25 protein-coding genes are annotated in these 22108 nt (G+C 68.4%); 13 read left to right on the top strand and 12 right to left on the bottom strand.

Features of this window, described 5'->3' with window-relative positions:
- The first annotated feature begins 6 nt into the window (after positions 1 to 6).
- From mdcC to AC1VXD_RS13220, 8 genes are all read left to right on the top strand, one after another.
- Positions 7 to 327: a malonate decarboxylase acyl carrier protein gene (gene mdcC, locus AC1VXD_RS13255; RefSeq protein WP_482992429.1), complete on the top strand. Its 321-nt coding sequence runs from the start codon at positions 7 to 9 to the stop codon at positions 325 to 327.
- Entirely contained in the window at positions 324 to 1232 is a 909-nt protein-coding gene (locus tag AC1VXD_RS13250) for a biotin-independent malonate decarboxylase subunit beta (RefSeq protein ID WP_482992428.1), read from the top strand. Before mdcC ends, AC1VXD_RS13250 begins: the two co-directional genes overlap by 4 nt.
- The gene (gene mdcE, locus AC1VXD_RS13245) at positions 1229 to 1939 is read left to right on the top strand and encodes a biotin-independent malonate decarboxylase subunit gamma (protein ID WP_482992427.1); all 711 of its coding nucleotides are present in this window, start codon (positions 1229 to 1231) and stop codon (positions 1937 to 1939) included. The genes AC1VXD_RS13250 and mdcE overlap by 4 nt, the downstream gene beginning before the upstream one ends.
- The gene (gene mdcG / locus AC1VXD_RS13240; protein WP_482992426.1) at positions 1932 to 2573 is read left to right on the top strand and encodes a malonate decarboxylase holo-[acyl-carrier-protein] synthase; all 642 of its coding nucleotides are present in this window, start codon (positions 1932 to 1934) and stop codon (positions 2571 to 2573) included. Before mdcE ends, mdcG begins: the two co-directional genes overlap by 8 nt.
- Entirely contained in the window at positions 2570 to 3427 is an 858-nt protein-coding gene (gene mdcB / locus AC1VXD_RS13235) for a triphosphoribosyl-dephospho-CoA synthase MdcB (protein WP_482992425.1), read from the top strand. The genes mdcG and mdcB overlap by 4 nt, the downstream gene beginning before the upstream one ends.
- Positions 3424 to 4344, top strand: a complete 921-nt coding sequence (gene mdcH / locus AC1VXD_RS13230; protein ID WP_482992424.1) for a malonate decarboxylase subunit epsilon — start codon at positions 3424 to 3426, stop codon at positions 4342 to 4344. Before mdcB ends, mdcH begins: the two co-directional genes overlap by 4 nt.
- A gap of 104 nt (positions 4345 to 4448) precedes the next feature.
- Complete coding sequence (locus AC1VXD_RS13225) at positions 4449 to 5816, top strand: SLC13 family permease (protein WP_482992423.1); 1368 nt, start codon at positions 4449 to 4451, stop codon at positions 5814 to 5816.
- 105 nt (positions 5817 to 5921) lie between these two features.
- Positions 5922 to 6641, top strand: coding sequence for a GntR family transcriptional regulator (locus tag AC1VXD_RS13220; protein ID WP_482992422.1), 720 nt, complete (start codon positions 5922 to 5924; stop codon positions 6639 to 6641).
- A 59-nt stretch (positions 6642 to 6700) separates the two neighbouring features.
- Here AC1VXD_RS13220 and AC1VXD_RS13215 read toward each other — a convergent pair whose 3' ends face one another.
- The 3 genes from AC1VXD_RS13215 to AC1VXD_RS13205 all read right to left on the bottom strand — a co-directional run bounded on the left by AC1VXD_RS13215 (position 6701) and on the right by AC1VXD_RS13205 (position 8019).
- Positions 6701 to 7027 (bottom strand): hypothetical protein, encoded by a 327-nt coding sequence (locus AC1VXD_RS13215; protein ID WP_482992421.1) that lies wholly within the window; start codon positions 7025 to 7027, stop codon positions 6701 to 6703.
- Positions 7028 to 7058: 31 nt separating this feature from the next.
- Positions 7059 to 7517, bottom strand: coding sequence for a hypothetical protein (locus tag AC1VXD_RS13210; RefSeq protein ID WP_482992420.1), 459 nt, complete (start codon positions 7515 to 7517; stop codon positions 7059 to 7061).
- 103 nt (positions 7518 to 7620) lie between these two features.
- Positions 7621 to 8019: an SMI1/KNR4 family protein gene (locus tag AC1VXD_RS13205; RefSeq protein ID WP_482992419.1), complete on the bottom strand. Its 399-nt coding sequence runs from the start codon at positions 8017 to 8019 to the stop codon at positions 7621 to 7623.
- Between the two features lie 339 nt (positions 8020 to 8358).
- Here AC1VXD_RS13205 and AC1VXD_RS13200 point away from each other — a divergent pair, with 339 nt between their 5' ends.
- Positions 8359 to 9306 carry a nucleoside hydrolase gene (locus AC1VXD_RS13200; protein ID WP_482992418.1) on the top strand — a complete coding sequence of 316 codons (948 nt, stop codon included), beginning with the start codon at positions 8359 to 8361 and terminating at the stop codon, positions 9304 to 9306.
- 4 nt (positions 9307 to 9310) lie between these two features.
- Here the strand turns inward: AC1VXD_RS13200 and AC1VXD_RS13195 are convergent, their stop codons facing one another.
- From AC1VXD_RS13195 to AC1VXD_RS13160, 8 genes are all read right to left on the bottom strand, one after another.
- Positions 9311 to 10570 (bottom strand): MFS transporter, encoded by a 1260-nt coding sequence (locus tag AC1VXD_RS13195; protein ID WP_482992436.1) that lies wholly within the window; start codon positions 10568 to 10570, stop codon positions 9311 to 9313.
- 115 nt (positions 10571 to 10685) lie between these two features.
- On the bottom strand, positions 10686 to 11843 hold the full coding sequence (locus tag AC1VXD_RS13190) for a metallophosphoesterase (RefSeq protein ID WP_482992417.1): 1158 nt from the start codon (positions 11841 to 11843) through the stop codon (positions 10686 to 10688).
- 267 nt (positions 11844 to 12110) lie between these two features.
- The gene (locus AC1VXD_RS13185) at positions 12111 to 13649 is read right to left on the bottom strand and encodes a TerC family protein (protein ID WP_482992416.1); all 1539 of its coding nucleotides are present in this window, start codon (positions 13647 to 13649) and stop codon (positions 12111 to 12113) included.
- A gap of 42 nt (positions 13650 to 13691) precedes the next feature.
- Positions 13692 to 13916 (bottom strand): helix-turn-helix domain-containing protein, encoded by a 225-nt coding sequence (locus AC1VXD_RS13180; protein WP_108764376.1) that lies wholly within the window; start codon positions 13914 to 13916, stop codon positions 13692 to 13694.
- Complete coding sequence (locus AC1VXD_RS13175) at positions 13916 to 14383, bottom strand: DUF2975 domain-containing protein (protein ID WP_108770634.1); 468 nt, start codon at positions 14381 to 14383, stop codon at positions 13916 to 13918. The genes AC1VXD_RS13180 and AC1VXD_RS13175 overlap by 1 nt, the downstream gene beginning before the upstream one ends.
- A 185-nt stretch (positions 14384 to 14568) precedes the next feature.
- Complete coding sequence (locus AC1VXD_RS13170; protein WP_482992415.1) at positions 14569 to 15171, bottom strand: NMCC_0638 family (lipo)protein; 603 nt, start codon at positions 15169 to 15171, stop codon at positions 14569 to 14571.
- Positions 15172 to 15373: 202 nt separating this feature from the next.
- The gene (locus AC1VXD_RS13165) at positions 15374 to 15805 is read right to left on the bottom strand and encodes a pyridoxamine 5'-phosphate oxidase family protein (RefSeq protein WP_482992414.1); all 432 of its coding nucleotides are present in this window, start codon (positions 15803 to 15805) and stop codon (positions 15374 to 15376) included.
- 136 nt (positions 15806 to 15941) lie between these two features.
- On the bottom strand, positions 15942 to 16967 hold the full coding sequence (locus AC1VXD_RS13160; protein ID WP_482992413.1) for an AI-2E family transporter: 1026 nt from the start codon (positions 16965 to 16967) through the stop codon (positions 15942 to 15944).
- 141 nt (positions 16968 to 17108) lie between these two features.
- Between AC1VXD_RS13160 and AC1VXD_RS13155 the strand changes: the two genes are divergently transcribed.
- On the top strand, positions 17109 to 17525 hold the full coding sequence (locus tag AC1VXD_RS13155; RefSeq protein ID WP_482992412.1) for a hypothetical protein: 417 nt from the start codon (positions 17109 to 17111) through the stop codon (positions 17523 to 17525).
- Between the two features lie 27 nt (positions 17526 to 17552).
- Here AC1VXD_RS13155 and AC1VXD_RS13150 read toward each other — a convergent pair whose 3' ends face one another.
- Positions 17553 to 18560, bottom strand: coding sequence for a LacI family DNA-binding transcriptional regulator (locus AC1VXD_RS13150; RefSeq protein WP_482992411.1), 1008 nt, complete (start codon positions 18558 to 18560; stop codon positions 17553 to 17555).
- 95 nt (positions 18561 to 18655) lie between these two features.
- Between AC1VXD_RS13150 and AC1VXD_RS13145 the strand changes: the two genes are divergently transcribed.
- The 3 genes from AC1VXD_RS13145 to AC1VXD_RS13135 are packed head-to-tail and all read left to right on the top strand — an operon-like array spanning position 18656 to position 22089.
- A complete protein-coding gene (locus tag AC1VXD_RS13145; protein WP_482992410.1) occupies positions 18656 to 19708 on the top strand; it encodes a sugar phosphate isomerase/epimerase family protein in 1053 nt (350 codons plus the stop codon).
- A 27-nt stretch (positions 19709 to 19735) separates the two neighbouring features.
- Positions 19736 to 20953: a nucleoside permease gene (locus AC1VXD_RS13140; protein ID WP_482992409.1), complete on the top strand. Its 1218-nt coding sequence runs from the start codon at positions 19736 to 19738 to the stop codon at positions 20951 to 20953.
- 11 nt (positions 20954 to 20964) lie between these two features.
- Entirely contained in the window at positions 20965 to 22089 is a 1125-nt protein-coding gene (locus AC1VXD_RS13135) for a Gfo/Idh/MocA family protein (protein ID WP_482992408.1), read from the top strand.
- The last annotated feature ends 19 nt before the right edge of the window (positions 22090 to 22108 follow it).

Genomic DNA, 22108 nt, shown 5'->3' with positions numbered 1-22108 from the left:
CTGAGCATGGAAACCCTCGACTATCGATTCGACGGCCGTACCCCCGTGCAGTTCCCGCGCGATGCGGTGCTGGTGGGCGTGCTCGCCTCGGGCAACCTGGAAATCCTGCTGGAGCCCGCCGCGCAGGACGGTGCAATGACGGTGCGCATCATCACCGCCGCGCAGGGCTTCGGCACCATCTGGCAGGCGGTCATCGCCGATTTTGCCCAGCGCCATTCCCTGCGCGACGTGCGCGTCTCGATCAACGATGCCGGTGCAACCCCGGCCGTGGTCAGCCTGCGCCTGGACCAGGCCGTGGAAACCCTGCTGGCCGGAGGCACGCCATGAGCCACGTGCAACGCCACAGCTATTACGAAGCCGATGCACGCGAACGCATCGCCGGGCTGGTCGATGCCGGTTCGTTCCGCGAATTCCTCGGCCCCGCGCGGCGCATGATGAGCCCGCACCTGGCCCAGCTCGACCAGCCGGCCGCCTTCGACGATGGCATCGTCGTGGGTGAAGCGACGCTGCAGGGCAAGCGCGTGCTGCTGGCCGCGCAGCAGGGTGAATTCATGGGCGGTGGCGTCGGCGAAGTGCATGGCGCCAAGCTGACCGGGCTGTTGCGCCGCGCGGCGGAAACCCGCCCCGATGGCGTGTTACTGCTGCTGGATACCGGCGGTGTGCGCCTGCACGAAGCCAATGCCGGCCTGATTGCGATTTCCGAAATCATGCGCGCCACCCTGGGCGCACGCGCTGCTGGCGTACCGGTGGTGGCACTGATCGGCAGCGGCAACGGCGCGTTCGGCGGCATGGGCATCGTCGCCCGCTGCTGCACTACCGTCATCATGTCCGAGGAAGGCCGACTGTCGCTTTCCGGGCCGGAAGTGATCGAGACCGTGCGCGGCGTGGAGGAATTCGATTCGCGCGACCGCGCACTGGTCTGGCGCGTGACCGGTGGCAAGCATCGCTACCTGATCGACCAGGCGCAGGTGCTGGTGCCCGACGCCATCGAGGCCTTCGCCGGTGCCGCCGTTGACGCATTGCAAGCCGACGCCGCAAGCGAAGATTCCGATGCTGCGCTGGCCGCCCTGCAGGCCCGTCACACCGCGCTGAAGGCACGCGTGCAGGCCTGGGGCGACTGCCGTGATGGACTGGAGATCTGGTCCCGCCAGGGCATCGCCGAGCCCGAGCGCCTGCCGCTGCTGGACACCGACGCCTTCCTCGCCGCCACCGCCGACCGGAGCCTGCCATGAGTGCCCCGCTGCAGACCCTGCTCGACGCCCTGTTCCCGCGCGGCCACCGCATCGACAGCCACGATTCGGTGTTGACCGGCACCGCCACTACCGAAGATGGCGAAGTGACCGTGATCGGTACCACCGACCGCATCGAAGTCGGCGTCGACCACGCGCTGGCGCTGGCCGAAACCGTGCTGGCCAGTACCGCCGCACACCCGCAGCGGCCGATCGTGATGCTGGCCGACACCGCCGGCCAGCGCCTGGCACGCCGCGATGAACTGCTGGGCATCAACGGTTACTTCGCCCACCTCGCGCAGACCCTCGACCTGGCCCGCCGTCGTGGCGCGCGCCTGGTCACCCTGGTCTACGGCGAATCGGTGAGCGGCGGCTTCCTGTCCTTCGGCCTGATGGCCGACCACATCCATGCCCTGCCCGATGCACAGGTGCGGGTGATGGACCTGCGCGCGATGGCGCGGGTAACCAAGCGACCGCTGGAAAAACTGCAGGCGCTCAGCCAGAGCTCGCCGGTGTTCGCACCGGGCGTGGCCAACTACGTGTCGATGGGCGCGGTCGAATCGCTGTGGGACGGCGACCTCGCCCAGCACCTGCTGCAGGCGCTGCGCACGCCCAGCGACGGCGATCTGCGTGCCGCACGCGGCGCCGAACGTGGTGGCCGTGCGCTGGCGGCCGATGTCTGCTCTGCGGTGGCCCGCGGGGATGCCTGACCGGCCCGCCCGCCATACGCTGGTCTGGCTGTCGGCACATGCCGACTGGCGGGCCGACGTGGCCGCGCAGGAACCTCGCCTGGCGGCGTGGTTCGCGCAGGGGCTGCCCGCGATGGTGGCACGGCGTGCCGTGGATGATCCCGACCCGCGGCTGCGACTCGGCGTGCCGCTGCCGCCGAGCGAAGGCAAGCAGCGCCTGGCCCTGCGCGTGCCGCTGCACGACGTGCAGCGCCAGCAGCCGCCGCCGACGCTGGAAGCCATCCTCACCCCCGGCGTTGCCAACGACTGGCAGGCCGCGCTGCACGCACTGGCGCGCCTTGCCCCGGGCCGTGTGTTCGGTGCCTTCGCCTGGCAGCACCTGAGTGGCCTGCCCTACGTGCATGCCGCATCGGACATCGACCTGCTGTGGCAGGTGGACGCCACGACCCAAGCCGATGCGCTGGTGGCGCGACTGCAGCAGTGGGAGGCCGAGCACGGCCGTCGGGTCGACGGCGAACTGTGCCTGGCCGACGGCGGGGCGGTGAACTGGCGCGAGTACGCCGGTGGCAGCCGCCAGGTGCTGGTCAAACGCCTGGAAGGTGCCGCACTGGAAGCCCGCGAACGGCTGTTCATGGCCACCGGAGTGGCCGCATGAACGGCCAGGCCCACGCTGGCCGCCCCGTCGCGCGCCGCGTCGACAGCGCGCGCCTGGGCCGCCTGGCCATCGCCAGCCTGCATGCCGAACTGGCCTGCGCACCCAAGCCGGGCCTGGTCACTCCGTTCGACACCGGCAGTCATGACGACATGGATGCCGGTACGTTCCTGCGCAGCCTGTTCGCGTTGCGCCACTACTTCACCGCGATTGCCGACGCCGGTGCCGCTGATGCGCCGTTTGCCAGCCTGCGCGCGCATGGCATCGCCGCCGAGCACGCGATGCTGCGCGCTACCGGCGGCATCAATACCCACCGCGGCGCCATTTTCAGCCTGGGCCTGCTGGTGGCAGCTTCCGCACGCTGCCGCCGCCAGCAGGGCCACGCCGCGCCGGCCACGCAGGTCTGCCTGACCGTGCAGCACTGGGTCGATGCGTTCGCCACTGCGCCGCTGGATGCGAACAGCCCCGGCCAGCGCGCGCGCCTGCGCCATGGCGTGCCGGGCGTGCGCGAACAGGCCGCCGCCGGTTACCCCGTGCTGCGCCACCTGGCCGTACCGACCCTGCGCCATGCCCTGCACAACGGCCTGCCACGTGATGCGGCGATGTGCCAGACCCTGATGCAGCTGGTCGCGCAGGTGGACGATCTCAACCTGCTGCACCGCGGCGGCGCAGAGGGCCTGGCCTGGGCGCAGCAGCAGGCGCGTCGTTTCATCGAGGCAGGCGGTGCCTTCGCACCCGGCTGGCAGGTACGCCTGCACGACATCGGTGAGGGCTTCATCGCACGCCGCCTGAGCCCGGGTGGAAGCGCCGACCTGCTGGCCTGCAGCTGGTTCCTGCTGCAGCAGGAGGGCGCATGAGCCTTGCCCTGCTCTGCCCCGGACAAGGTGCGCAGCACGCGGCGATGTTCGACCGCGTACGGGAGTTGCCAGCGGCCCGCGACGTGCTGGCGTCGGCCAGCGCCGTGCTCGGCCATGATGTATTCGCGGCCGCCGCCGACGAAGCACGCTTCAACAACGCGCTGGCGCAACCGCTGCTGTGTGCCGCAACGCTGGCGCACTGGCACGGCCTGCGCGAAGCATTGCCGGCACCGCTGCTGGTGGCCGGCTACAGCATCGGTGAACTGGCCGCCCATGCGGTTGCCGGCAGCGTTGATGCGAGCACCTGCCTGGGCCTGGCCGCGCAGCGCGCGCGACTGATGGATGCCGCCAGCCCCGCCGATGCAGGCATGCAGGCCGTGCTGGGGCTGGAGCGCCACACCCTGCAGCCGCTGTGTGAAGCACACGGCGCGCATGTGGCGATTGCCAACGGCCGCGATCACTTCATCGTCGGCGGCACGCAGGACTCCCTGCAGGCGCTGGCCGATGCCGCGCGCGCGCAGGGTGCGGAGATCCGCCCGCTGCCGGTGCATGTCCCCGCGCATACGCCGCTGCTGCACGCTGCCCTCGCACCCTTCGCCGCCGCACTCGATGCCTCGCCGCTGCGGGCCCCGCGCCTGCCGCTGCTGGCGGGCATCGATGCGCGCCCGGTGCGGGACCGCGCAGCGGCGGTGCACACGCTGTCGGCGCAGCTGGCACAGACCATTGAATGGGCGCAGGTGATGCGCCAGGCCTTCGAGCGCGGCGCGCGGGTATTCCTGCAGCTGGGCCCGGGCAATGCACTAGCGCGCATGGTCGCGCCGTCCTACCCGTGCTGCGAGGTGCGCGCGGTGGAAGAGTTCCAGAGCCTGGACGGCGCGACGGCATGGGTCCGCAGCGCGCTGGAGCGGCTGCAGTAACGGGTTCGAGCAGTACGTATCACGCATCACGTTGTACGACGCCTTACCCCGGGATGGCGGGTCACCATCCGAGTTGTACCCGAGTCACGTGTCTGGGAGGGCGCATGAGTCCACAAATCGCAACGATCATCGGTCTGGTGATCATGTTCATCGTCGCCACCGCGATGCCCATCAACATGGGTGCGGTGGCCTTCGCCCTCGCCTTCATCATCGGCGGAATCTTCGTCGACATGGGTGGCAAGGACGTGCTCGCCGGCTTCCCCGGTGATCTGTTCCTGACCCTGGTCGGCATCACCTACCTGTTCGCCATCGCGCAGAAGAACGGCACCATCGACCTGCTGGTGCACTGGGCGGTGAAAGCGGTACGCGGCCACATCGTGGCCATTCCGTGGGTGATGTTCGTCATCACCGCCGTGCTGACCGCCTTCGGTGCGCTGGGCCCGGCGGCGGTGGCCATCATCGGCCCGGTCGCGCTGCGCTTCGCCAAGCAGTACAACATCAATCCGCTGATGATGGGCCTGCTGGTGATCCATGGTGCGCAGGCCGGTGGCTTCTCGCCGATCAGCGTCTACGGCAGCATCACCAACGGCGTGGTGCAGAAGGCCGGCCTGGACGTGACCGAGATGGCAGTGTTCCTGACCAGCCTCGGCTTCAACTTCATGATGGCGATCATCTGCTTCCTGGCCTTCGGTGGCATCGCGCTGATGCGTCGCGGTTCGATCACCGCCACCGGTGGCGTCGGCGACGCCGAGCTCGCCATGGCCGGTGGCCCGCAGGCGTCGTCGCGGCAGTTCGCCATCGAAGGCCACGGCGCGCTGGTGTCGGCCGGTGGTGGCACGCTGTCCAATGACCCCGCCGCGCTGGATGCGGTGGGCTTCACCCGCGAGCGTCTGTTCACCCTGATCGGCCTGCTTGGCCTTGGCGTGGCCGCGCTGATCTACAACCTCAACGTCGGCCTGGTCTCGATCACCGTCGCGGTGGCGCTGGCCCTGCTCTCGCCGCAGAGCCAGAAGGGTGCGGTCGATGGCATCAGCTGGTCGACCGTGCTGCTGATCTGCGGCGTGGTGACCTATATCGGCGTGCTCGAACACGCCGGCGCGGTGGACTTCATCGGCCATGGTGTTTCCAGCATCGGCATCCCGCTGCTGGGCGCGCTGCTGGTCTGCTATGTCGGCGGCATCGTGTCCGCATTCGCCTCGTCGGCGGCCGTGCTGGGCGCGACCATTCCGCTGGCGGTGCCGTTCCTGATGCAGGGCCACCTGGGTGCTGCCGGCGTGATCTGCGCGCTGGCCGTGTCGTCCACCATCGTCGACGTCAGCCCGTTCTCGACCAACGGCGCGCTGGTGGTGGCCTCGGCCGCGAAGGAAGAGCGCGAGACGCTGTTCCGCCGCTTCCTGGTGTACAGCGGCCTGGTGGTGGCGTTTGGGCCGCTGCTGGCCTGGCTGGTGTTCGTGGTGCCGGGCTGGATGTAACCACCCAACGGTAGTACCGGCCGCTGGCCGGCAATCTCATGAAGCCATCCAGCGATCATGGGTTGCCGGCCAGCGGCCGGCACTACCTGGCGGTACACTTCCACCATGGCCATTGCTCCCGCCCCGCGTTCGCCGAAGAAGCGCGCACCTCTGTACGAAGAGGTGGCCGGGCATGTGCGCGAGCGCATCTACGATTACCGGCTGCCGCCGGGCGAATGGATCGACGAACCCGCGCTGTGCGAGGAACTCGGCATCAGCCGTACGCCGCTGCGCGAGGCGTTGAAGCTGCTGGCCGCCGAAGGGCTGGTGCAGATCGATGCCGGCCGCGGTGCGCGGGTCACCCGGCTGACCCTGGAAGACCTCAACCAGCTTTTTCCGGTGATGGCGATGCTGGAAGGCCGCTGCGCGCATGAGGCGGTCAAGCACATCGACGACGCCGGCGTGCAGCAGCTGGAAGACCTGCATGCGGCGATGGAAGCGGCAGCGACCAATGGCAACATCGCCGAGTACTACCGCAACAACTACCTCATCCACGAAACCGTGCAGCACTACGCCGGCAACCCCTGGCTGATCCGCATCACCCACGACCTGCACCGTATCCTGAAGATGCACCGCGGCCGCCAGCTGCTGGCACCGGGCCGCACGGCGCAGTCGCTGGCCGAGCATCGCGAGCTGATGGACTGTTTCCGCCGCCGTGACGCACAGGCGGCAGAGCGCACCATGGAACGCCACCTGCTGAGCCAGGGCCAGGCGCTGGCCGCGTACGTGGCCGATGGCGGTTTGTTGAACGTGCCCGCACCGCTGCCGACCGAAGGCGGCGGCTGAGCGGGTATTGCCTCGCCGGGCATGGCCGCTACCGATGGCGGCGGATCGCCAGCTGCGCCTCAATCGCCGCAGCTGCCACCATCGCCGCCACCGCTGTCGCTGCTACAGTCCGATCCGCCATGGCTGTGGCTGCCGTGGCTGTCACTGGCATACCCGCCCGAGGAGTCGTAGCTGCCCGCGAAGCTGCCATCACTGCGGCTCACCGAGCCATCGGCGGTGGCGATCGCCATGCACAGGATCGCGCCGACCAGCGGCAGCAGCCAGACCAGCAGCAGCTGCACCGTCCGTCCTCCCACCGACACGTCGTCGCGCCGCACCACCACATAGGTGGCGGCCAGGTTCAAGCCCAGCACCAGGGCGATGAGGACCAGGGTCACCACCAGCATGGCGCGCCTCCGCAGCAGCGAACCGGCGCGGTCATGGCGCCACCATCAATGACTGGATCTGCGCGCGCTCATCCAGCGGCTGCTGGAAACCCGTCGGATAGACCGGTGCATGGCGCTCGCCCTTGAGCAGGAACAGGCTTTCGCTGCCCAGCGTGGCCTCCCGGATATGGCCCAAGGTGTAATGCCACATCGTCCACAGCGGCACCCGGATCGTCGCCGGCACCTTGCCCTCCCGCGGCCGCAGCACTTCCTGCACCTGCAGGACCAAGCGGATCTCGTTTTCCAAGCCTGGCCCGGTGCGCGATCCGGGATCGGTCAGCGGCCGTCCCTTGCCATCGACCATCTCCACATCGACCACCCTGGCGCGGACGATCTGGTCGGCTTCCGCCACCATTTCCGCCAGCGGCTTCGGCGCCACCGAGGTGGCCAGGGCCGGCGCGACGGCGCCCAGGCACAGCAGCCCGGCCAGCAGGATCGCGGGGGTCTTCATGGCGGTTCTCCTTCCGTGGATACCCCCTGACGATAGCACCGCCGCAGCGGTCCCAGGGTCCCGCCGCCCCCTGCACCACACGGAAGAGGCTTGCCTGCTCAGGTCATTCGTTCCGCTCTGCCAATCGAGCAAAAAGTTCGGAAAGATCGCCTGCTACCGGAATGGCATACTGACGTTCCATGCCTATGAACGGTATCCGAACTATCGGCATGGCTGCATCCAGAGTGTCAAACCCATACCCCTCCCCTCCGCCGTCAGAAGCGAACAGGAATATCCCTGGCGCATATATCTCGACTTCATATTCGCCATTGAAATCGACTACCTCTTCTGCTTTCCAGAAAACGATGTAGTTATCGCCCACGAATCCTTCGCCACCATCGTGCGCCTTCAGGAACTCAAAGTAACTCTCAGGAAGTGCCACTTCCAGCTGCGTTGACAGGCCCTCGATAGCGGAAGTTTCAGCTGGCCCATTGAGTTTTCCCTCTGTCAGATGATATTTCACCGCTATCTTTCCACGCCTTTCTGGAATTGGTTCAATTAGAAGTTACCTGCTGCGAAGAACCTGGTTTCCGCTGCTGGAACATGGAGGTGGCGCTGGTCTTTGCATGACAGATCTCGGCCATGGAAAGCAGCGCTGGCTCTTGATTGATGATGATGGATCAGAGGCTGCCAGGACAGCCCTCAGACGGTTCTAGTCGATACCCGCCTTGAAGGCGATGATAGGGCCGACGCCCGCGGTTCGCCCTGCCTGTCATGAAGATGGGACAATGTGGGGCGCGCCGGCCCGGCTCCTGGGTCCCGCCGGCCCCCCTGCACCACACGGAAGAAGAAGAACAACAACATGCTGAAAGTCATTTTCGATACGGATCCGGGCGTCGATGACGCGCTGGCCCTGCTGTACCTGCACAAGCACGCCCAGATCGACCTGGTCGGCGTCACCACCACCTTCGGCAATGCGTCGGTGGATTCGACCACCCACAACGCGCTGTACCTGAAGCAGGCCTGGGGCTTTGCCGCCCCGGTCGCGCGCGGCGCCGCCGGCCCGCTGCAGCCCGAAGCCACCCCGGAAGCCTGGCCGGTGCACATCCATGGCCACAACGGCCTGGGCAACCACCCGGTGCCGGCTGCGCTGGACGTGGCCGCCGATGCGCGCCCGGCCCACCAGCTGATCATCGACCTGGTCCGCGCCCACCCGGGCGAAGTGACCCTGGTCGCGGTCGGCCGCATGACCAACCTGGCCCTGGCCCTGCAGCAGGCCCCGGACATCGCCGGCCTGGTGCGCGGCGTGGTCCTCATGGGCGGCGCGTTCCACGTCAACGGCAACATCACCCCGGCCGCCGAGGCCAACATCTGGGGCGACGCCGAAGCGGCCGACATCGTGTTCACCGCGCAGTGGCCGGTCACCGCCATCGGCCTGGACGTCACCACCCGCGTGGAGATGGACCGTGACGGTCTGGACACGCTGGCTGCCATCGGCGGTGCCGATGCCGCGCTGGTGCGTGCGCTGTCGCAGGACTACGTGGACTTCTACCTGCAGGCTGGGCACAAGGGCATGGTCGTGCACGACTGCTGCGCCTGCATCGCCCTGACCCGCCCGGAGCTGTTCCAGTTCGAGCGCGCCAGCGTGCGCGTGGCCACCGACGGCGTTGCCCGCGGCATGACCATCCCCAAGCCGGAAGGCCTGGCCTTCGGCCCCAGCGTGTGGGATGGCCACGTGCTGCAGTCGATCGCCATCGGCGTGGATGCGCCGGCCGTGCTGGCCGACATCGCGCAGACCCTGGCGGTCTGATCGCCTAGCGCTTGCCCCTGCCCGGGGTCGTCTCGGGCAGGGTCCACAGCACCGGCAGCACCAGCACCGCCACCAGCGCGATCATCGCGCCCGGCGCCGCCGCCCAGCCGCTGCGTTCCACCCACCACTGCGCCAGCCACGGTGTCGCACCACCGAACACCGCCGTGGCCATGGTCACCCCCAGCGCCAGCCCGCTCACCCGGCCCTCGCCCGGGAACTGCTCGGCCGTGGCCGGTGCCGCCACCGCGCTGATGCCGCCGGCCACGCAGGCCAACACCACCGCCGCCAGCGCGATGCCCAGTGGCGCGGCTTCGGCCATCCAGCCGAACATCGACAACGGCAGCAGCGCTGCCAGCACCGTCAGACCCAGCAGCATGGGCCGCCGCCCGAAACGATCGGACAGCAGTCCGCACAGCGGCGTGATGGCGATGACTGCCACCGCCGCCACCGTCGACAGCCACAGCGCATCGCCTTCATCGTGCCCTTGCGCGTGCAGGAACGCCGGCACATAGGTGATGCCGACGTAGTAGGTGATCGAACCGAGTGCGGAAATCGCGAAGGTACGCGCCACCGCGCCGGGATGGTTGCGCAGTACGTGGCGCAGCGGCGTCGCCGGAATGCTGCCCTCGCGACGCTGGCGCTCGAACTCGGGTGATTCATGCATGCCCGAACGCGCAATGAGGATTACCAGCGCCAGCGCGGCACCGACGAAGAATGGAATGCGCCAGCCCCAGCCATCCAGCTGTGCGGGCGTCAGCATCGCCACCGTCACCGCGGAGAGCGCCACCGCCAGCAGCGCGCCCACTTCACTGGCGGCCGAGGCCAGCGAGGTCACCAGGCCGCGACGGCGGGCCGGTGCGCTTTCCAGCAGGTAGGCGACCACGCCGGTGTATTCGCCGCCCACCGAAAAGGCCATCACGCAGCGCAGGACCAGCAGCAGCACGCCGGCCGTAGTGCCCGCCGTCGCTGCAGTCGGCAGCAGGGCGGTGGCCAGCATTGCCGCTGCCATCAGCGCCATCGAGGCCAGCAGCATCCAGCGCCGGCCGAGGCGATCACCGAGGTGGCCGAAGCACAGTGCGCCGAGCGGACGCATCAGGTAGGAGACGGCGAAGCCCGCCAGCGTGACCAGCATCGCCTGCTCGCCGCCACCGAAGAACACCCGCGACAACACGGTGGCGAAATACAGGTACAGAGTGAAGTCGTACCACTCCACCACGGTGGACAGGCCCGCGACCCACATCGAGCGCTGCCGCGCCGCCGTCATTTCATTCATGGCCGGAGGGTGTCACGCGCGGGGTGACGGCGCGGTGCATCTGCAGGCAGGGCGTGGGGTCGGATCCCATCTCCGCAGGGAACGGGCTCTGCCCCCAGGGCCGACATCAGGGCGCGCGACGCAGGGTGAACAGGGTGATTTCCGAGGGCACGCCGATGCGCGCGGGGAAACCGGCCCACAGGCCAGCACCGTTGCTGACGTACAGGGTCATGCCATCCACCTCGTAGCGGCCGGAGACAAAACCACCGTTGGCCCGCTTCACCAGCTGGTCCATGCCGATGATCTGCCCGCCATGGGTATGGCCGGACAGCTGCAGCTTCACCCCGCGCGCGGCCGCATCGACGGCGTTCCGCGGGCGATGGTCGAGCAGGATCACCGGTGCGGCCGGATCGGCACCGGCCAGCGCCGCCTGCAGGTCGGGCAGCGGCAGGCCGTAGCGCGCCGCCACCGGGTCAGTGACGCCGGCAATGGTCAGCGCCGCATCGCTACGCCGCACCTGGGTGTGGCTGTTTTCCAGTACCTGCATGTGCAGCGCGCGGAAGGCCTGCATCCAGTCGCTGTACTGCGCGTAGTACTCGTGGTTGCCGGTGATGGCGATCACCCCGTCCGGCGCCTGCAGGTCGCCCAACGGACGGAAGTCATCGCGGCGTGCATCCACCGTGCCATCGATCAGGTCACCGGTGATCACGATCAGGTCGGGCCTCAGCGCATTGCTTTCGGCCACCACCTGGCGCACCCAGTCGCCGGTCAGCAGGCGGCTGGCGTGGATGTCGGTGAGCTGCAGCATGCGGTAGCCATCGAAGGCGGTCGGCAGGTCCTTGATGGCAACCTCGACCTGACGCGGCTTCGGCACTGCCATGCCCTGGCTGACGCCGTAGGCGCTGAGCAGCAGGGCGACACCTGCGGCCAGCGGACGCAGCAAAGGCAAACGCAGGGCCGAGACGGCGCGCGGCAGGCGCAGCACGCGCGCCAACAGCAGGCCGGCATCGAACAGCAGCATCGCCAGCGCCAGCAGCAGCACGGCGGTGGAGCCGGTGGCCAGCAGGGCGATGGCCATCTTCGGGATTTCCGGCGAGGCCATCGTGCCCCAGAAGGTGGCGACGATGCGCAGCTGCACGGCCAGACCCACCAGCAGCAGCGACAACAGGGCCTTGGCCCAGACCGGCAGGCGCAGCGGCCAGAACAGGCGCCAGGCCACGTACAGGCCCATCAACAAACCAATCGTACTCAGCACTGCGGCATTCCAGAACGTGGGGCCCGCCATGGTGACGGGCGGAGATTGCAATGGGTAGAGCCGAGCGTGGGCTCGGCTGCTCCAACTGTAGAGCCGAGCCCATGCTCGGCTGCCCCAACTGTAGAGCCGAGCCCATGCTCGGCTGCTCCAACTGTAGAGCCGAGCCCATGCTCGGCTGCTCCAACTGTAGAGCCGAGCCCATGCTCGGCTGCGGAAAAAGCAGTCGAGCACGGCTTGGATCTACAGAAGGCAAAAGCAGCCGAGCGTGGGCTCGGCTCTACAAGAGGCGGCCGCGCGTTACGACTGCGCCAGCCTTTGCACGCGCAGGCGGGCGATGCGGCGCTTCTCCATCGCCAGCACGGTGATGCGCACGTCGGCCACGTCCACGGCATCGCCTTCATCCGGAAGGCGCCCCAGCTGGTCCAGCACCAGGCCGGAAATGGTCATGTAGTCGCTGCTGCGCGGCAGCGACACACCCGCCAGGCGCTGCAGGTCGTCCAGAGTCAGCGCGCCATCGGCCTCCCACTGGTCCTCGCCCTGCGCCACCACGCCGTAGCGCTCGTCCTGGGTATCGGCCAGGTCGCCGGCGATCGCCGCCAGCAGGTCGTTGGCGGTCACCAGCCCTTCCACGCTGCCGTACTCGTCCACGGCCACCGCCAGCGGCACCGGGTGCTGGCGGATCAGTTCCAATGCCTGCAATGCGCTGGCGCTGGACAGCACGTACTGCGGCGCGCGCAGGTTGCCCTCCAGCTGCAGCGGCCGGCCCTGCAGCAGGTCGGCCAGCAGGTCGCGGCTCTGCACCACGCCGCGCAGCCTGTCCAGGTCGCCCTCGCCCACCAGCAGTCGCGTATGCGGCGACGCCACCAGGCGCGCCACCACGTCTTCCTGGCCGCGCGCCAGGTCGATCCACTGCACGTCGGCACGCACCGTCATCACGCTCGACACCGGCCGGTCGGCCAGGCCCAGCACGCTGCGGATCATCTCGTGCTCGGCCGGCTGCAGGCGCTCCTCCGCATCACCATGCTCCTCTTCGCCGTCGTCATTGTGGCCGTTGGCCGGGCGTGCACCCAGCATCCGCAGCACTGCATCGGCGGTGCGCTGGCGGAACGGCTGGCGGCGCTCGTTGCGCTCGCGGTTGAAGCGCACCCACTGGTTGAAGGCTTCCACCAGGATCGAGAACGCGATGGCCGCATACAGATAGCCCTTCGGAATCTTGTAGCCCAGGCCTTCGGCCACCAGGCTGAAGCCGATCATCAGCAGGAAGCCCAGGCACAGTACGACCACGGTGGGATGCTTGTTGACGAAACGGGTCAGCGGCTTGCTGGCCAGCAGCATCAGCACCATGGCGATGGTCACTGCGGCGTACATCACGCCCAGGTTGTCGACCATGCCTACGGCAGTGATCACCGAGTCAAGCGAGAACACCGCGTCGAGCACCACGATCTGCGCCACCACCATCGCGAAGCTGGCATAGACCTTCTTGCCGTTGTCCTCGTGCTGGCGGCCTTCCAGGCGCTCGTGCAGTTCCATGGTGCCCTTGAACAGCAGGAACAGGCCGCCGCCGAGCAGGATCAGGTCGCGCCCGGAGAAGCTGTGATCGAACAGCGTCAGCAGAGGCTCGGTCAGTTTCATGATCCAGGCCAGCGCGGCCAGCAGCACCAGGCGCATCAGCAGTGCCAGGCTCAGGCCGATCACCCGCGCGCGATCGCGCTGGTGCGGTGGCAGCTTGTCGGCCAGGATCGCGATGAACACCAGGTTGTCGATGCCAAGCACGATCTCAAGCACGATCAGGGTCGCAAGGCCCATCCAGATCGAGGGGTCAGCCAACCATTCCATTTCGGTTCCGTTTCTTCATGAGGTAAGGGAAAGAGGGGTGATTCAGTCGTCGTCCTGCGCCTGCAGCGGGTCATGCCCGAGCAGGTCGCCCGGCGTGCACTGCAGCTCACGGCAGATCGCATCCAGCGTCGAGAAGCGGATGGCGCGTGCCTTGCCGGTCTTGAGGATGGACAGGTTGGCCAGGGTGATGTCGATGCGCCCGGCCAGCTCGGACAGGGTCATGCCCCGTTCCTGCAGCATGCGGTCGAGCGTGATGACGATCGCCATCAGATGACACCGTCGAGGTCATCACGCATGGCCGCACCGGCGGCGAACACGCGCGCCAGCACGAACAGCATCAGCACGGCGATCAGGCCGGTGATGGACATGCCGCCGCCGACTTCCATCCAGGCGAAGTCCGGGCCCATCCAGGAGGCGTACACGCCGATGATGATCGACAGCACTTCCATCGCCAGCATCAGCCAGGCCATGCGCTGCAGGCGCTGCGCATTGGCATGGGTGAACGGGCGGGCGCCGGCGGCCGAGCGCAGCAGGCGCGCCAGGTGCCGCAGGAACACCAGGCACAGCACCAGCAGGGCGACGATGCTGCCCAGGCCGATGCAGAAATGCAGGAACAGATCGCTGCCGTGGACGGCCGCGGCGTGCGCGTCGTGCACGCTGTCCAGCAGCCAGCGCCGGTCGTAGGCCACCAGGGGCACGGCCAGCAGCGCGGCCAGGATGCCCAGCCAGCACATTGCCCGAACGGCCTGCACGGCGGTCTGGGCCAGGGTGAACAAGCCTCGCGCGGGTTCGGCGCGGGCGGGACGAGCGGTCAAGCAGCCTCCGGTGTGGGGCAGCCTCGCCGCCCGGGATGGATTTATCGATAAACGATATACCACATCTGGATGCGTTGAATGAATCGCAGGACCCGCGCCCGGCCCTAGCGCGGGGGCGCCGTGTCGCCCGGCGGCGTAGACGCCTGTTCGAGCATGGCTTCACCCGGGCTGGCCGAGGCCATGGCCTGCACGCCAGCTTCGGCGGCCTGCCGGGTGACCAGGCGGAAACGCACGCGCAGCCTGGTTTCGCCGGGCGTGGCCCAGCCGTACTGGATGGCCACCTGGTCGGCCGGCAGCGGCCCACGGCCGGGCAGCGAACGCACCTGCAGCGGTTTCGGCGCCGCCTGCATCAACCGCGCGAAACCCTTCTGCACCACCGCCGGCTCGGCCTTCTCCGCATACACGCTGCAGGTGCCGTCGTCGGCCCAGCTCACCGCATAACGCCCGCTGGCCAGCGGCACCAGCCATGCCACGCCCGGCTGCCCCTGCAGCAGGGTGGCCGCCTCGGCCGGTTGCAGCGGGGTCAGCCCATTGGCCTCCATCAGGGCCTGCAGGCGTGCCGGGGCGCCGATGTGCTGCATGCACGCGGTATCGAACAGTTCGCTGAAGGAATCCTGCGCGACGGCCGGCTTCGGCGCGCGCGTCGGCTGCGCCACCGCCAGCACGGGCAGCAGCAGGCCAGCCATCAACCAGGGCGCAGCACGCATCACAGCTCCAACGGATTGAAATCAGCGGGGAGGATGGCAAAGGCAGGGGTTGCTGCGCAACGATTCGCCATTACATTCGCCCCGGCGTTGCTGCGGCGTGCGGTGGAGCACACGCTGGCACCGGAACCGGCCGACTGGGTGGATGAGGGTATGTTCGAAGGGGCCTGAGCCGCCGGGCATGGCCCGGCGCTGCCGCAGGCGTTCAGACGTTCAGTTCGCCGTGGTCCTCGCCATCCCAGTACTGGATGCGCTGTGCGTGCACGTGGATCAGCACCAGCCCCGGCGTATCCACGCCCTGCTCGAACCAGCGCTCCAGCTCTTCAACCCAGTGCTCGGCCAGCACCGCGCGTTCGCGGATGATCTCTGCCCGGCCCCGGACGTGGACAAACAGCGGTGGCTTGCCCAGCAGCGACTTGCTGCCGGTAAAGCCCAACGCAACCTTCGGATCTGCCTCGATCTGCTGCACCATGTCGGCGCTTTCCAGGGCGAAGAACCAGCTGTCTCCGTCGTAGTCCACGTCGCCGTTGTTGCTCATCGGCCGGCCGTCGATCTCGCCGGCTGCGTGGGTCTGCAGCATCGCAAAATCGATGCCGGCCATCTTCTTCGCCAATTCGGGCAGGGTGAGCGTGGTCATGCGCTGGGTCCGGATGAAAGAGGGAGCCCAGCGTCCCCCGCGTGCGGTGACTGGCGTGTGCAGTAATGGTGGCGCAGCCTTCACGCTTCCGCCGGGCGTGGCCCGGCGCTACCGGCTCATGGCGACCAGGCTGGGATCAGATCCAGCCCTGGTCGACCAGTTCGCGCTTCAGGTAGGCGTAGAACACCGGGGCGGCCACCAGCCCGGCCAGGCCGAATGCCGCTTCCATCACCAGCATCGCGAGCAGCAGCTCCCATGCCCGCGCCTGGATCTCGCCGCCGACGATGCGCGCATTGAGGAAGTACTCCAGCTTGTGGATGACGATCAGGTACAACAGCGCCGCCACCGCCACGTAGAACGACACCGACAGCGCCACGATGGTGATGATGGTGTTGGAGATGATGTTGCCCACCACCGGCAGCAGGCCGGCGAGGAAGGTGATCAGCACCAGCGTCTTCGACAGCGGCAGATGCACGCCGAACAGCGGCAGCACGCCCAGCAGGAACACCGCAGTGAACACCGTATTGAGCAGCGAGATCTTCACCTGTGCGAACACCACCTGGCGGAAGGCCACGGCCAGGCGCGTGGTGCGGCCGACCAGTTCCTGCGCCAGCGGGCCCATCTTCGGCAGAGGCAACTCGTCGTACAGCGCGATCATCGCGCCCAGCACCATGCCGATCAGCACGCGCACGCCCACCTGCACCACCGACGTGCCGGCCACGCCCAGCTGCCGCTGGTGCTCGGCAGCCCATTCGTTCACCGCCTCGCGCAGCCGCGTCAGGTCTTCGGGGATGTACGGCTGCAGCAGTGCGGGTACCTGGTGCCGCGAGGTGTTGAGGATGTCCATCAGCCGCGCCAGCAGCACGTCGGGGCCACCGGTCTCGTTGCGGAAGAACGAGGCCACGCCGATGCCGGCCAGCACCAGTACTCCGATGATGACCGCCGACAGCAGGATGACCGCGAACGCGCGCGCCCGTCCCGGCGGCAGCTTGCCCTCCACCGTGTTGGCCAGCACGTGGGTCAGCTGGAACACCAGCAGGCCCGACAGCAGGGTGACCACCAGGCCCAGCTTCAGGGCCAGCCACATGCCCAGCAGCATCAACAGCCAGGCGGCGATGCGCGCGGCAGGTGGCCTGGGCGGGGCAAGGATCACGTCGGTCATGGCAGCACATCCACTGGGGTGGCCCATGGTAGTGGATTGCCAGGGCGGTTCCGGGGCAGTGCGCGGCGTTCCGTTCAGCCCTCTGGCGGCCGCGCCCACGCCAGCGCACACTGGCGCCTTACCTGCCTGCATGGATGCCCGATGCCCCGCCTGCTGCCCGCCGCCCTGCTGTTGATGGTTTACCCGCTGCCGACGCTGGCCGCGGGCGGCGCTGCCGACACGACGCCGCTGCCACCGCAGGTCAAGGCCGATGCCGAGGCCATCGCCGCCTCGCTGCTGGAAGTGCAGCGCACCGATGTCGAACTGTCGTGCCCCAAGGCCGTCGAGAACGCCCGCTACGGGCTGGAAACCATGCTGGACGTGGGCGCGAAGAACGTGGCCGGCGGCTACATGGATGCCGCCAAGTTCGAGGCCATGGCCACGCCGATGCGCGGCCTGCTGCCGCAGATCACCGACGCCGACTGCGAAGGCGCGACCGACGCCAAGCGCGATTTCTACCAGTGCATGTCAAGCGACTACAACCACGTGCTGGCCTGCACCAAGGCCCACCTGCGGTAGCGCCACGCCATGCGTGGCGGCCTGCGCTCATCCGCGCCCGGGCGCCGCCGTCGATCCCCTTACCATCAGGCTGAAATCCAGCGTCTGCTGCAGCGGCACATCGACGCGCTCGATGATCGCCAGCAGCAGGTTGACCGCACGCGCACCGATTTCCCGCATCGGCTGGCGGATGGTGGTCAGCGGCGGCGTCAGGAAGCTGGACGAGGCCAGATCATCGAAGCCAACGATGGACAGCTGGTCCGGCACGCCGATGCCCAGGTCGCGGCAGGCAGCCAGCGCGCCCAGCGCCATCTGGTCGCTGAAGCAGAACACCGCGGTCGGCGCGAGCGGAAGCGCGAGCAGCGCCTTCGCCGCGGCATGGCCGGATTCCAGCGAAAAATCACCGGGTACGACGCTCAGGCTGCGCAGCCGGCCGCGCGCCTTGCCGGCACTGCGCACGCCTTCCAGGCGCTGCTGGTGCAGCGGATTGTCGGGCGGGCCGCCGACCACGGCGATGCGCTCATGGCCGAGTGCATACAGATGCTCCATCACCGCACGCGCGGCGGCGGCGTTGTCGATGTGCACGCTGGGAATACCCAGCGCGGGATCGAACTCGCAGCCGTTGACCACCGGCGCGGCCACGCCCAGCGCCTGCACGATCTCGCGCGCGGTCGGTGGCAGGCGATGGCCGAGCACGATCAGGCCGTCGGCCTCGTTGCGCCGGAGCATCTGCGCGTAGCGTTCCTCGCGGTCGGGCTGGTGCTGGGTATCGCCCAGCAGCACCGCGTAGCCGACCGCCTGCGCCGCCTCTTCGGCGCCCTGCAGGATCTGCGCGAAGAACGGGTTGGCGATATCCGGCACGGTCACCAGGATCTTGCCGCTGCGCTGGGTCTTCAGCGTGCGGGCGACCGTGTTGGGCACATAGCCCAGCGTGGCGGCCGCCTGTTCGATGCGCGCGCGGGTGGCCGGCAGCACTTTTTCCGGCCGCGACAACGCCCGCGACACCGTCCCGGCGGAGACGCCTACGTGCTTTGCGATGTCGTAGATGGTTGCCATGGTCCTAGCTCCTGTTGCCGCTGTGCACTGCACAACGGATCTGCGGAAAGCGCATGCTAGGGTAATGCAATCGATTGCATCGAGGGCGAATCAACGTGAGGACGCTCAAGGGTCCGGCGCTTTTCCTGGCGCAGTTCATCGGCGACAAGGCTCCTTTTGATCGGCTGGACACGCTGGCCGGATGGGCCGCGGGGCTGGGCTATTCTGGCGTACAAGTGCCCACCACTGCGCCTCACCTGTTCGACCTGGCCGAGGCGGCGCGAAGCCAGACCTACTGCGACGACGTGGCCGGGATGCTGGCCGGGCACGGCGTGCAGATCACCGAACTGTCGACCCACCTGCAGGGGCAGCTGGTCGCGGTGCACCCGGCCTATGACACCCTGTTTGACGGATTCGCACCGGCAGACAAGCGCGGCGATCCTGCCGCCCGCCAGGCCTGGGCCTTGGATCAGCTGATGCTGGCCGCCAAGGCCAGCCAGCGCCTGGGGCTGACCGCACACGCCACGTTCTCCGGCGCACTGGCCTGGCCGTACATGTACCCCTGGCCGCAGCGACCGCCGGGCCTGGTGAAAGAAGCCTTCGCCGAACTGGGCCGCCGCTGGCGCCCGATCCTCGACGCGTTCGATGACTGCGGCGTCGACCTGTGCTTCGAGATCCACCCGGGCGAAGACCTGCACGACGGCGCGACCTTCGAGCGCTTCCTCGACGTGGTCGACCATCATCCGCGCGCGAAGATTCTCTACGACCCCAGCCACCTGCTGCTGCAGCAGATGGACTACCTCGGCTTCATCGACCGCTACCACGCGCGCATCGGCATCTTCCACGTGAAGGACGCGGAGTACCACGCCAGCGCCCGCAGCGGCGTCTATGGCGGCTACCAGGACTGGATCGATCGGCCGGGCCGGTTCCGTTCGCTCGGCGATGGGCAGGTCGACTTCAAGGGCATCTTCTCGAAGTTCGCGCAGTACGACTTCCCCGGCTGGGCGGTCCTGGAGTGGGAGTGCTGCCTGAAGCACCCCGAAGACGGCGCACGGGAGGGCGCCACCTTCATCCGCGACCACATCATCCGGGTCACCGGGCGCGCCTTCGACGACTTCGCCGACAGTGGCACCGATGCCGCATCACTGCACCGCATGCTGGGAATCTGAGCTGACACCGCCCCGGGAGGGCAAGCCATGACGCACGCCATGTCGCGCTTGGGCGCGATGATGTTTCTGCAGTTCTTCATCTGGGGGGCGTGGTTCGTCACCCTTGGCACCTACCTGGTGCAGGGCCCGCTGCAGGCCAGCGCCAGCCAGGTGGCCACGGCCTTCCTCAGCCAGTCCATCGGCGCGATCGTCGCTCCCTTCCTGGTCGGCCTGATCGCGGACCGCTACTTCGCCGCGCAGCGCATCCTGGCGGTGCTGCACCTGGCCGGTGCGGTGCTGATGTGGCTGGCCTCCACCGCGACCAGCTTCAGCACGTTCTCGGCCTGCGTGATGGGCTACATGCTGCTGTTCATGCCGACGCTGGCGCTGGCCAACAGCGTGGCGATGCGGCACATGCAGTCGCCCGAAAAACAGTTCCCGCTGGTGCGGGTGGCCGGCAGCATCGGCTGGATCATCGCCGGCGTGCTGATCGGCTGGCTGGGCTGGGAACAGGCACACCGCCTCGAACTGACCTTCCGGATGGCGGCGGTGGCGTCGCTGCTGCTGGGCCTGTATGCCTTCACCCTGCCGCACACGCCGCCCCTGGCGAAGCAGCGCGACGCCGGGCTGGGGCAGATCCTCGGCCTGGACTCGCTGCGCCTGCTGAAGTCGCGCGCCTACCTGGTGTTCTTCCTGGCCTCCATCGCCATCTGCATCCCGCTGTCGTTCTACTACAACTTCACCAACCCGTACCTCAACGACCTGGGCGTGCGCGGCGCGGCCGGCCTGCAGTCGCTGGGCCAGGTGTCCGAAGTGCTGCTGATGCTGGCCATGCCGTTCCTGTTCGTGCGGCTGGGGGTGAAGACCATGCTGGCGGTTGGCATGGCGGCGTGGGTGGTGCGCTATGCGCTGTTCGCCTTCGGTGACGCCGGTGGTGGCTTCTCGCTGCTGGTGATCGGCATCGTCCTGCACGGCATCTGCTACGACTTCTTCTTCGTCACCGGGCAGATCTACACCGATGCACATGCGGGTCCCGACGCACGCAGCAGCGCGCAGGGCTTCATCACCCTGGCCACCTACGGCGTGGGCATGCTGATCGGCACCTTCCTGTCCGGCGCGGTGGTGGAGCACTACACCACGGCCGCAGGGCCGGACTGGCAGCAGATCTGGCTGTTCCCGGCCGGCGTTGCACTGGTCGTGCTGATCGCCTTCCTGCTGCTGTTCCGCGACCGCCCCGCCGCCGCGACCGCAGCCACTACACGCTGAGAACAACGCCGATGCCAAAGCTGGGAATCGCCATTGTCGGCACGGGGATGATCGCCGCGGTGCACCGCCGCGCCGCCCTGCTCGCCGGTGCCGAAGTACGCGGCGTGGCCGCGTCTTCACCGCACCGTGCGCAGGAAAAAGCGCAGGCGTGGAACGTGCCGCGCGCTTACCGCGATATCGACGAGGTCGTTGCCGATCCGCAGGTGCAGGTGGTGCATGTGTGCACGCCCAACCACCTGCACCGGCCGATGGCGCAGGCTGCCCTGGAAGCCGGCAAGCACGTGATCTGCGAGAAGCCGCTGGCCACGACCCTGGACGATGCGCAGGCGTTGGCGTCGCTGGCCGCATCCAGCGGCCTTGTCGCCACGGTGCCCTTCGTCTACCGCTACCACCCGGTGGTCCGCGAGGCCCGCGCGCGCATCGCCGCCGGCGACCTCGGGCCCCTGCATCTCATCCACGGCAGCTACCTGCAGGATTGGCTGCTGGACCCGGCCAGCAACAACTGGCGCGTCGACCCGGTGCTGGGCGGCACCTCGCGCGTGTTCGCCGACATCGGCTCGCACTGGTGCGACCTGGTGGAATGGGTCAGCGGCGAGCGCTTCGCCGAGGTCAGCGCGTCCTTCGCCACGGTGATCACCGAGCGCAGCGCCGCGGGCGCGCAGAGCTTCAGCACACCCGCGACAGGCGGCGCGACGCAGGCAGTGTCCAGCGAGGACGTGGCCATGGCGATGTTCCGCACCGGCGCAGGCACATTGGCATCGCTGACCGTCAGCCAGGTCTCGGCGGGTCGGCACAACCGCCTCTGGTTCGAGATCGACGGCGCCAAGGCCAGCGTGGCGTTCAACCAGGAAGATCCCGAGCGGCTGTGGATCGGCCGGCCCGACCAGCGCGAAGAAACCTTCGTGCGCGGCCCCGGCGCCGGCAGTGCCGAACAGCGTCGTCTGTCGACATTGCCGCCAGGCCATGCGCAGGGCTACGCGCAATGCTTCGAGGCCTTCGTCGCCGACACCTATCGCGCCATCGACGGTGAAACGCCGCAGGGCCTGCCTACCTTCGAAGACGGCCTGCGCTCGGCGCGGATCGTCGACCGCGTCATCGCATCGGCCAGGTCGCGCGCCTGGGCCACCCTTGAATGAATCCCCGGAGGATGTACGG

The organism is Stenotrophomonas sp. STEN054 (assembly GCF_056854535.1).
The sequence above is the reverse complement of the archived record's forward strand: the minus strand, read 5'-3'. Positions and strand labels throughout refer to the sequence as shown.

Bases quoted from the DNA above. Each gene is read 5' to 3' on its own strand.
- AC1VXD_RS13225 (WP_482992423.1), top strand. From the start codon at position 4,449: ATGAGTCCACAAATCGCAACGATCATCGGTCTGGTGATCATGTTCATC.
- AC1VXD_RS13155 (WP_482992412.1), top strand. From the start codon at position 17,109: ATGCCCCGCCTGCTGCCCGCCGCCCTGCTGTTGATGGTTTACCCGCTG.
- AC1VXD_RS13180 (WP_108764376.1), bottom strand. From the start codon at position 13,916: ATGGCGATCGTCATCACGCTCGACCGCATGCTGCAGGAACGGGGCATG.
- AC1VXD_RS13175 (WP_108770634.1), bottom strand. From the start codon at position 14,383: ATGTGCTGGCTGGGCATCCTGGCCGCGCTGCTGGCCGTGCCCCTGGTG.
- AC1VXD_RS13135 (WP_482992408.1), top strand. From the start codon at position 20,965: ATGCCAAAGCTGGGAATCGCCATTGTCGGCACGGGGATGATCGCCGCG.
- AC1VXD_RS13150 (WP_482992411.1), bottom strand. From the start codon at position 18,560: ATGGCAACCATCTACGACATCGCAAAGCACGTAGGCGTCTCCGCCGGG.
- mdcG (WP_482992426.1), top strand. From the start codon at position 1,932: ATGCCTGACCGGCCCGCCCGCCATACGCTGGTCTGGCTGTCGGCACAT.
- mdcC (WP_482992429.1), top strand. From the start codon at position 7: ATGGAAACCCTCGACTATCGATTCGACGGCCGTACCCCCGTGCAGTTC.
- AC1VXD_RS13200 (WP_482992418.1), top strand. From the start codon at position 8,359: ATGCTGAAAGTCATTTTCGATACGGATCCGGGCGTCGATGACGCGCTG.
- AC1VXD_RS13250 (WP_482992428.1), top strand. From the start codon at position 324: ATGAGCCACGTGCAACGCCACAGCTATTACGAAGCCGATGCACGCGAA.
- mdcE (WP_482992427.1), top strand. From the start codon at position 1,229: ATGAGTGCCCCGCTGCAGACCCTGCTCGACGCCCTGTTCCCGCGCGGC.
- AC1VXD_RS13165 (WP_482992414.1), bottom strand. From the start codon at position 15,805: ATGACCACGCTCACCCTGCCCGAATTGGCGAAGAAGATGGCCGGCATC.
- AC1VXD_RS13220 (WP_482992422.1), top strand. From the start codon at position 5,922: ATGGCCATTGCTCCCGCCCCGCGTTCGCCGAAGAAGCGCGCACCTCTG.
- mdcH (WP_482992424.1), top strand. From the start codon at position 3,424: ATGAGCCTTGCCCTGCTCTGCCCCGGACAAGGTGCGCAGCACGCGGCG.
- AC1VXD_RS13190 (WP_482992417.1), bottom strand. From the start codon at position 11,843: ATGGCGGGCCCCACGTTCTGGAATGCCGCAGTGCTGAGTACGATTGGT.
- AC1VXD_RS13210 (WP_482992420.1), bottom strand. From the start codon at position 7,517: ATGAAGACCCCCGCGATCCTGCTGGCCGGGCTGCTGTGCCTGGGCGCC.
- AC1VXD_RS13185 (WP_482992416.1), bottom strand. From the start codon at position 13,649: ATGGAATGGTTGGCTGACCCCTCGATCTGGATGGGCCTTGCGACCCTG.
- AC1VXD_RS13195 (WP_482992436.1), bottom strand. From the start codon at position 10,570: ATGACGGCGGCGCGGCAGCGCTCGATGTGGGTCGCGGGCCTGTCCACC.
- AC1VXD_RS13215 (WP_482992421.1), bottom strand. From the start codon at position 7,027: ATGCTGGTGGTGACCCTGGTCCTCATCGCCCTGGTGCTGGGCTTGAAC.
- AC1VXD_RS13160 (WP_482992413.1), bottom strand. From the start codon at position 16,967: ATGACCGACGTGATCCTTGCCCCGCCCAGGCCACCTGCCGCGCGCATC.
- mdcB (WP_482992425.1), top strand. From the start codon at position 2,570: ATGAACGGCCAGGCCCACGCTGGCCGCCCCGTCGCGCGCCGCGTCGAC.
- AC1VXD_RS13140 (WP_482992409.1), top strand. From the start codon at position 19,736: ATGACGCACGCCATGTCGCGCTTGGGCGCGATGATGTTTCTGCAGTTC.
- AC1VXD_RS13170 (WP_482992415.1), bottom strand. From the start codon at position 15,171: ATGCGTGCTGCGCCCTGGTTGATGGCTGGCCTGCTGCTGCCCGTGCTG.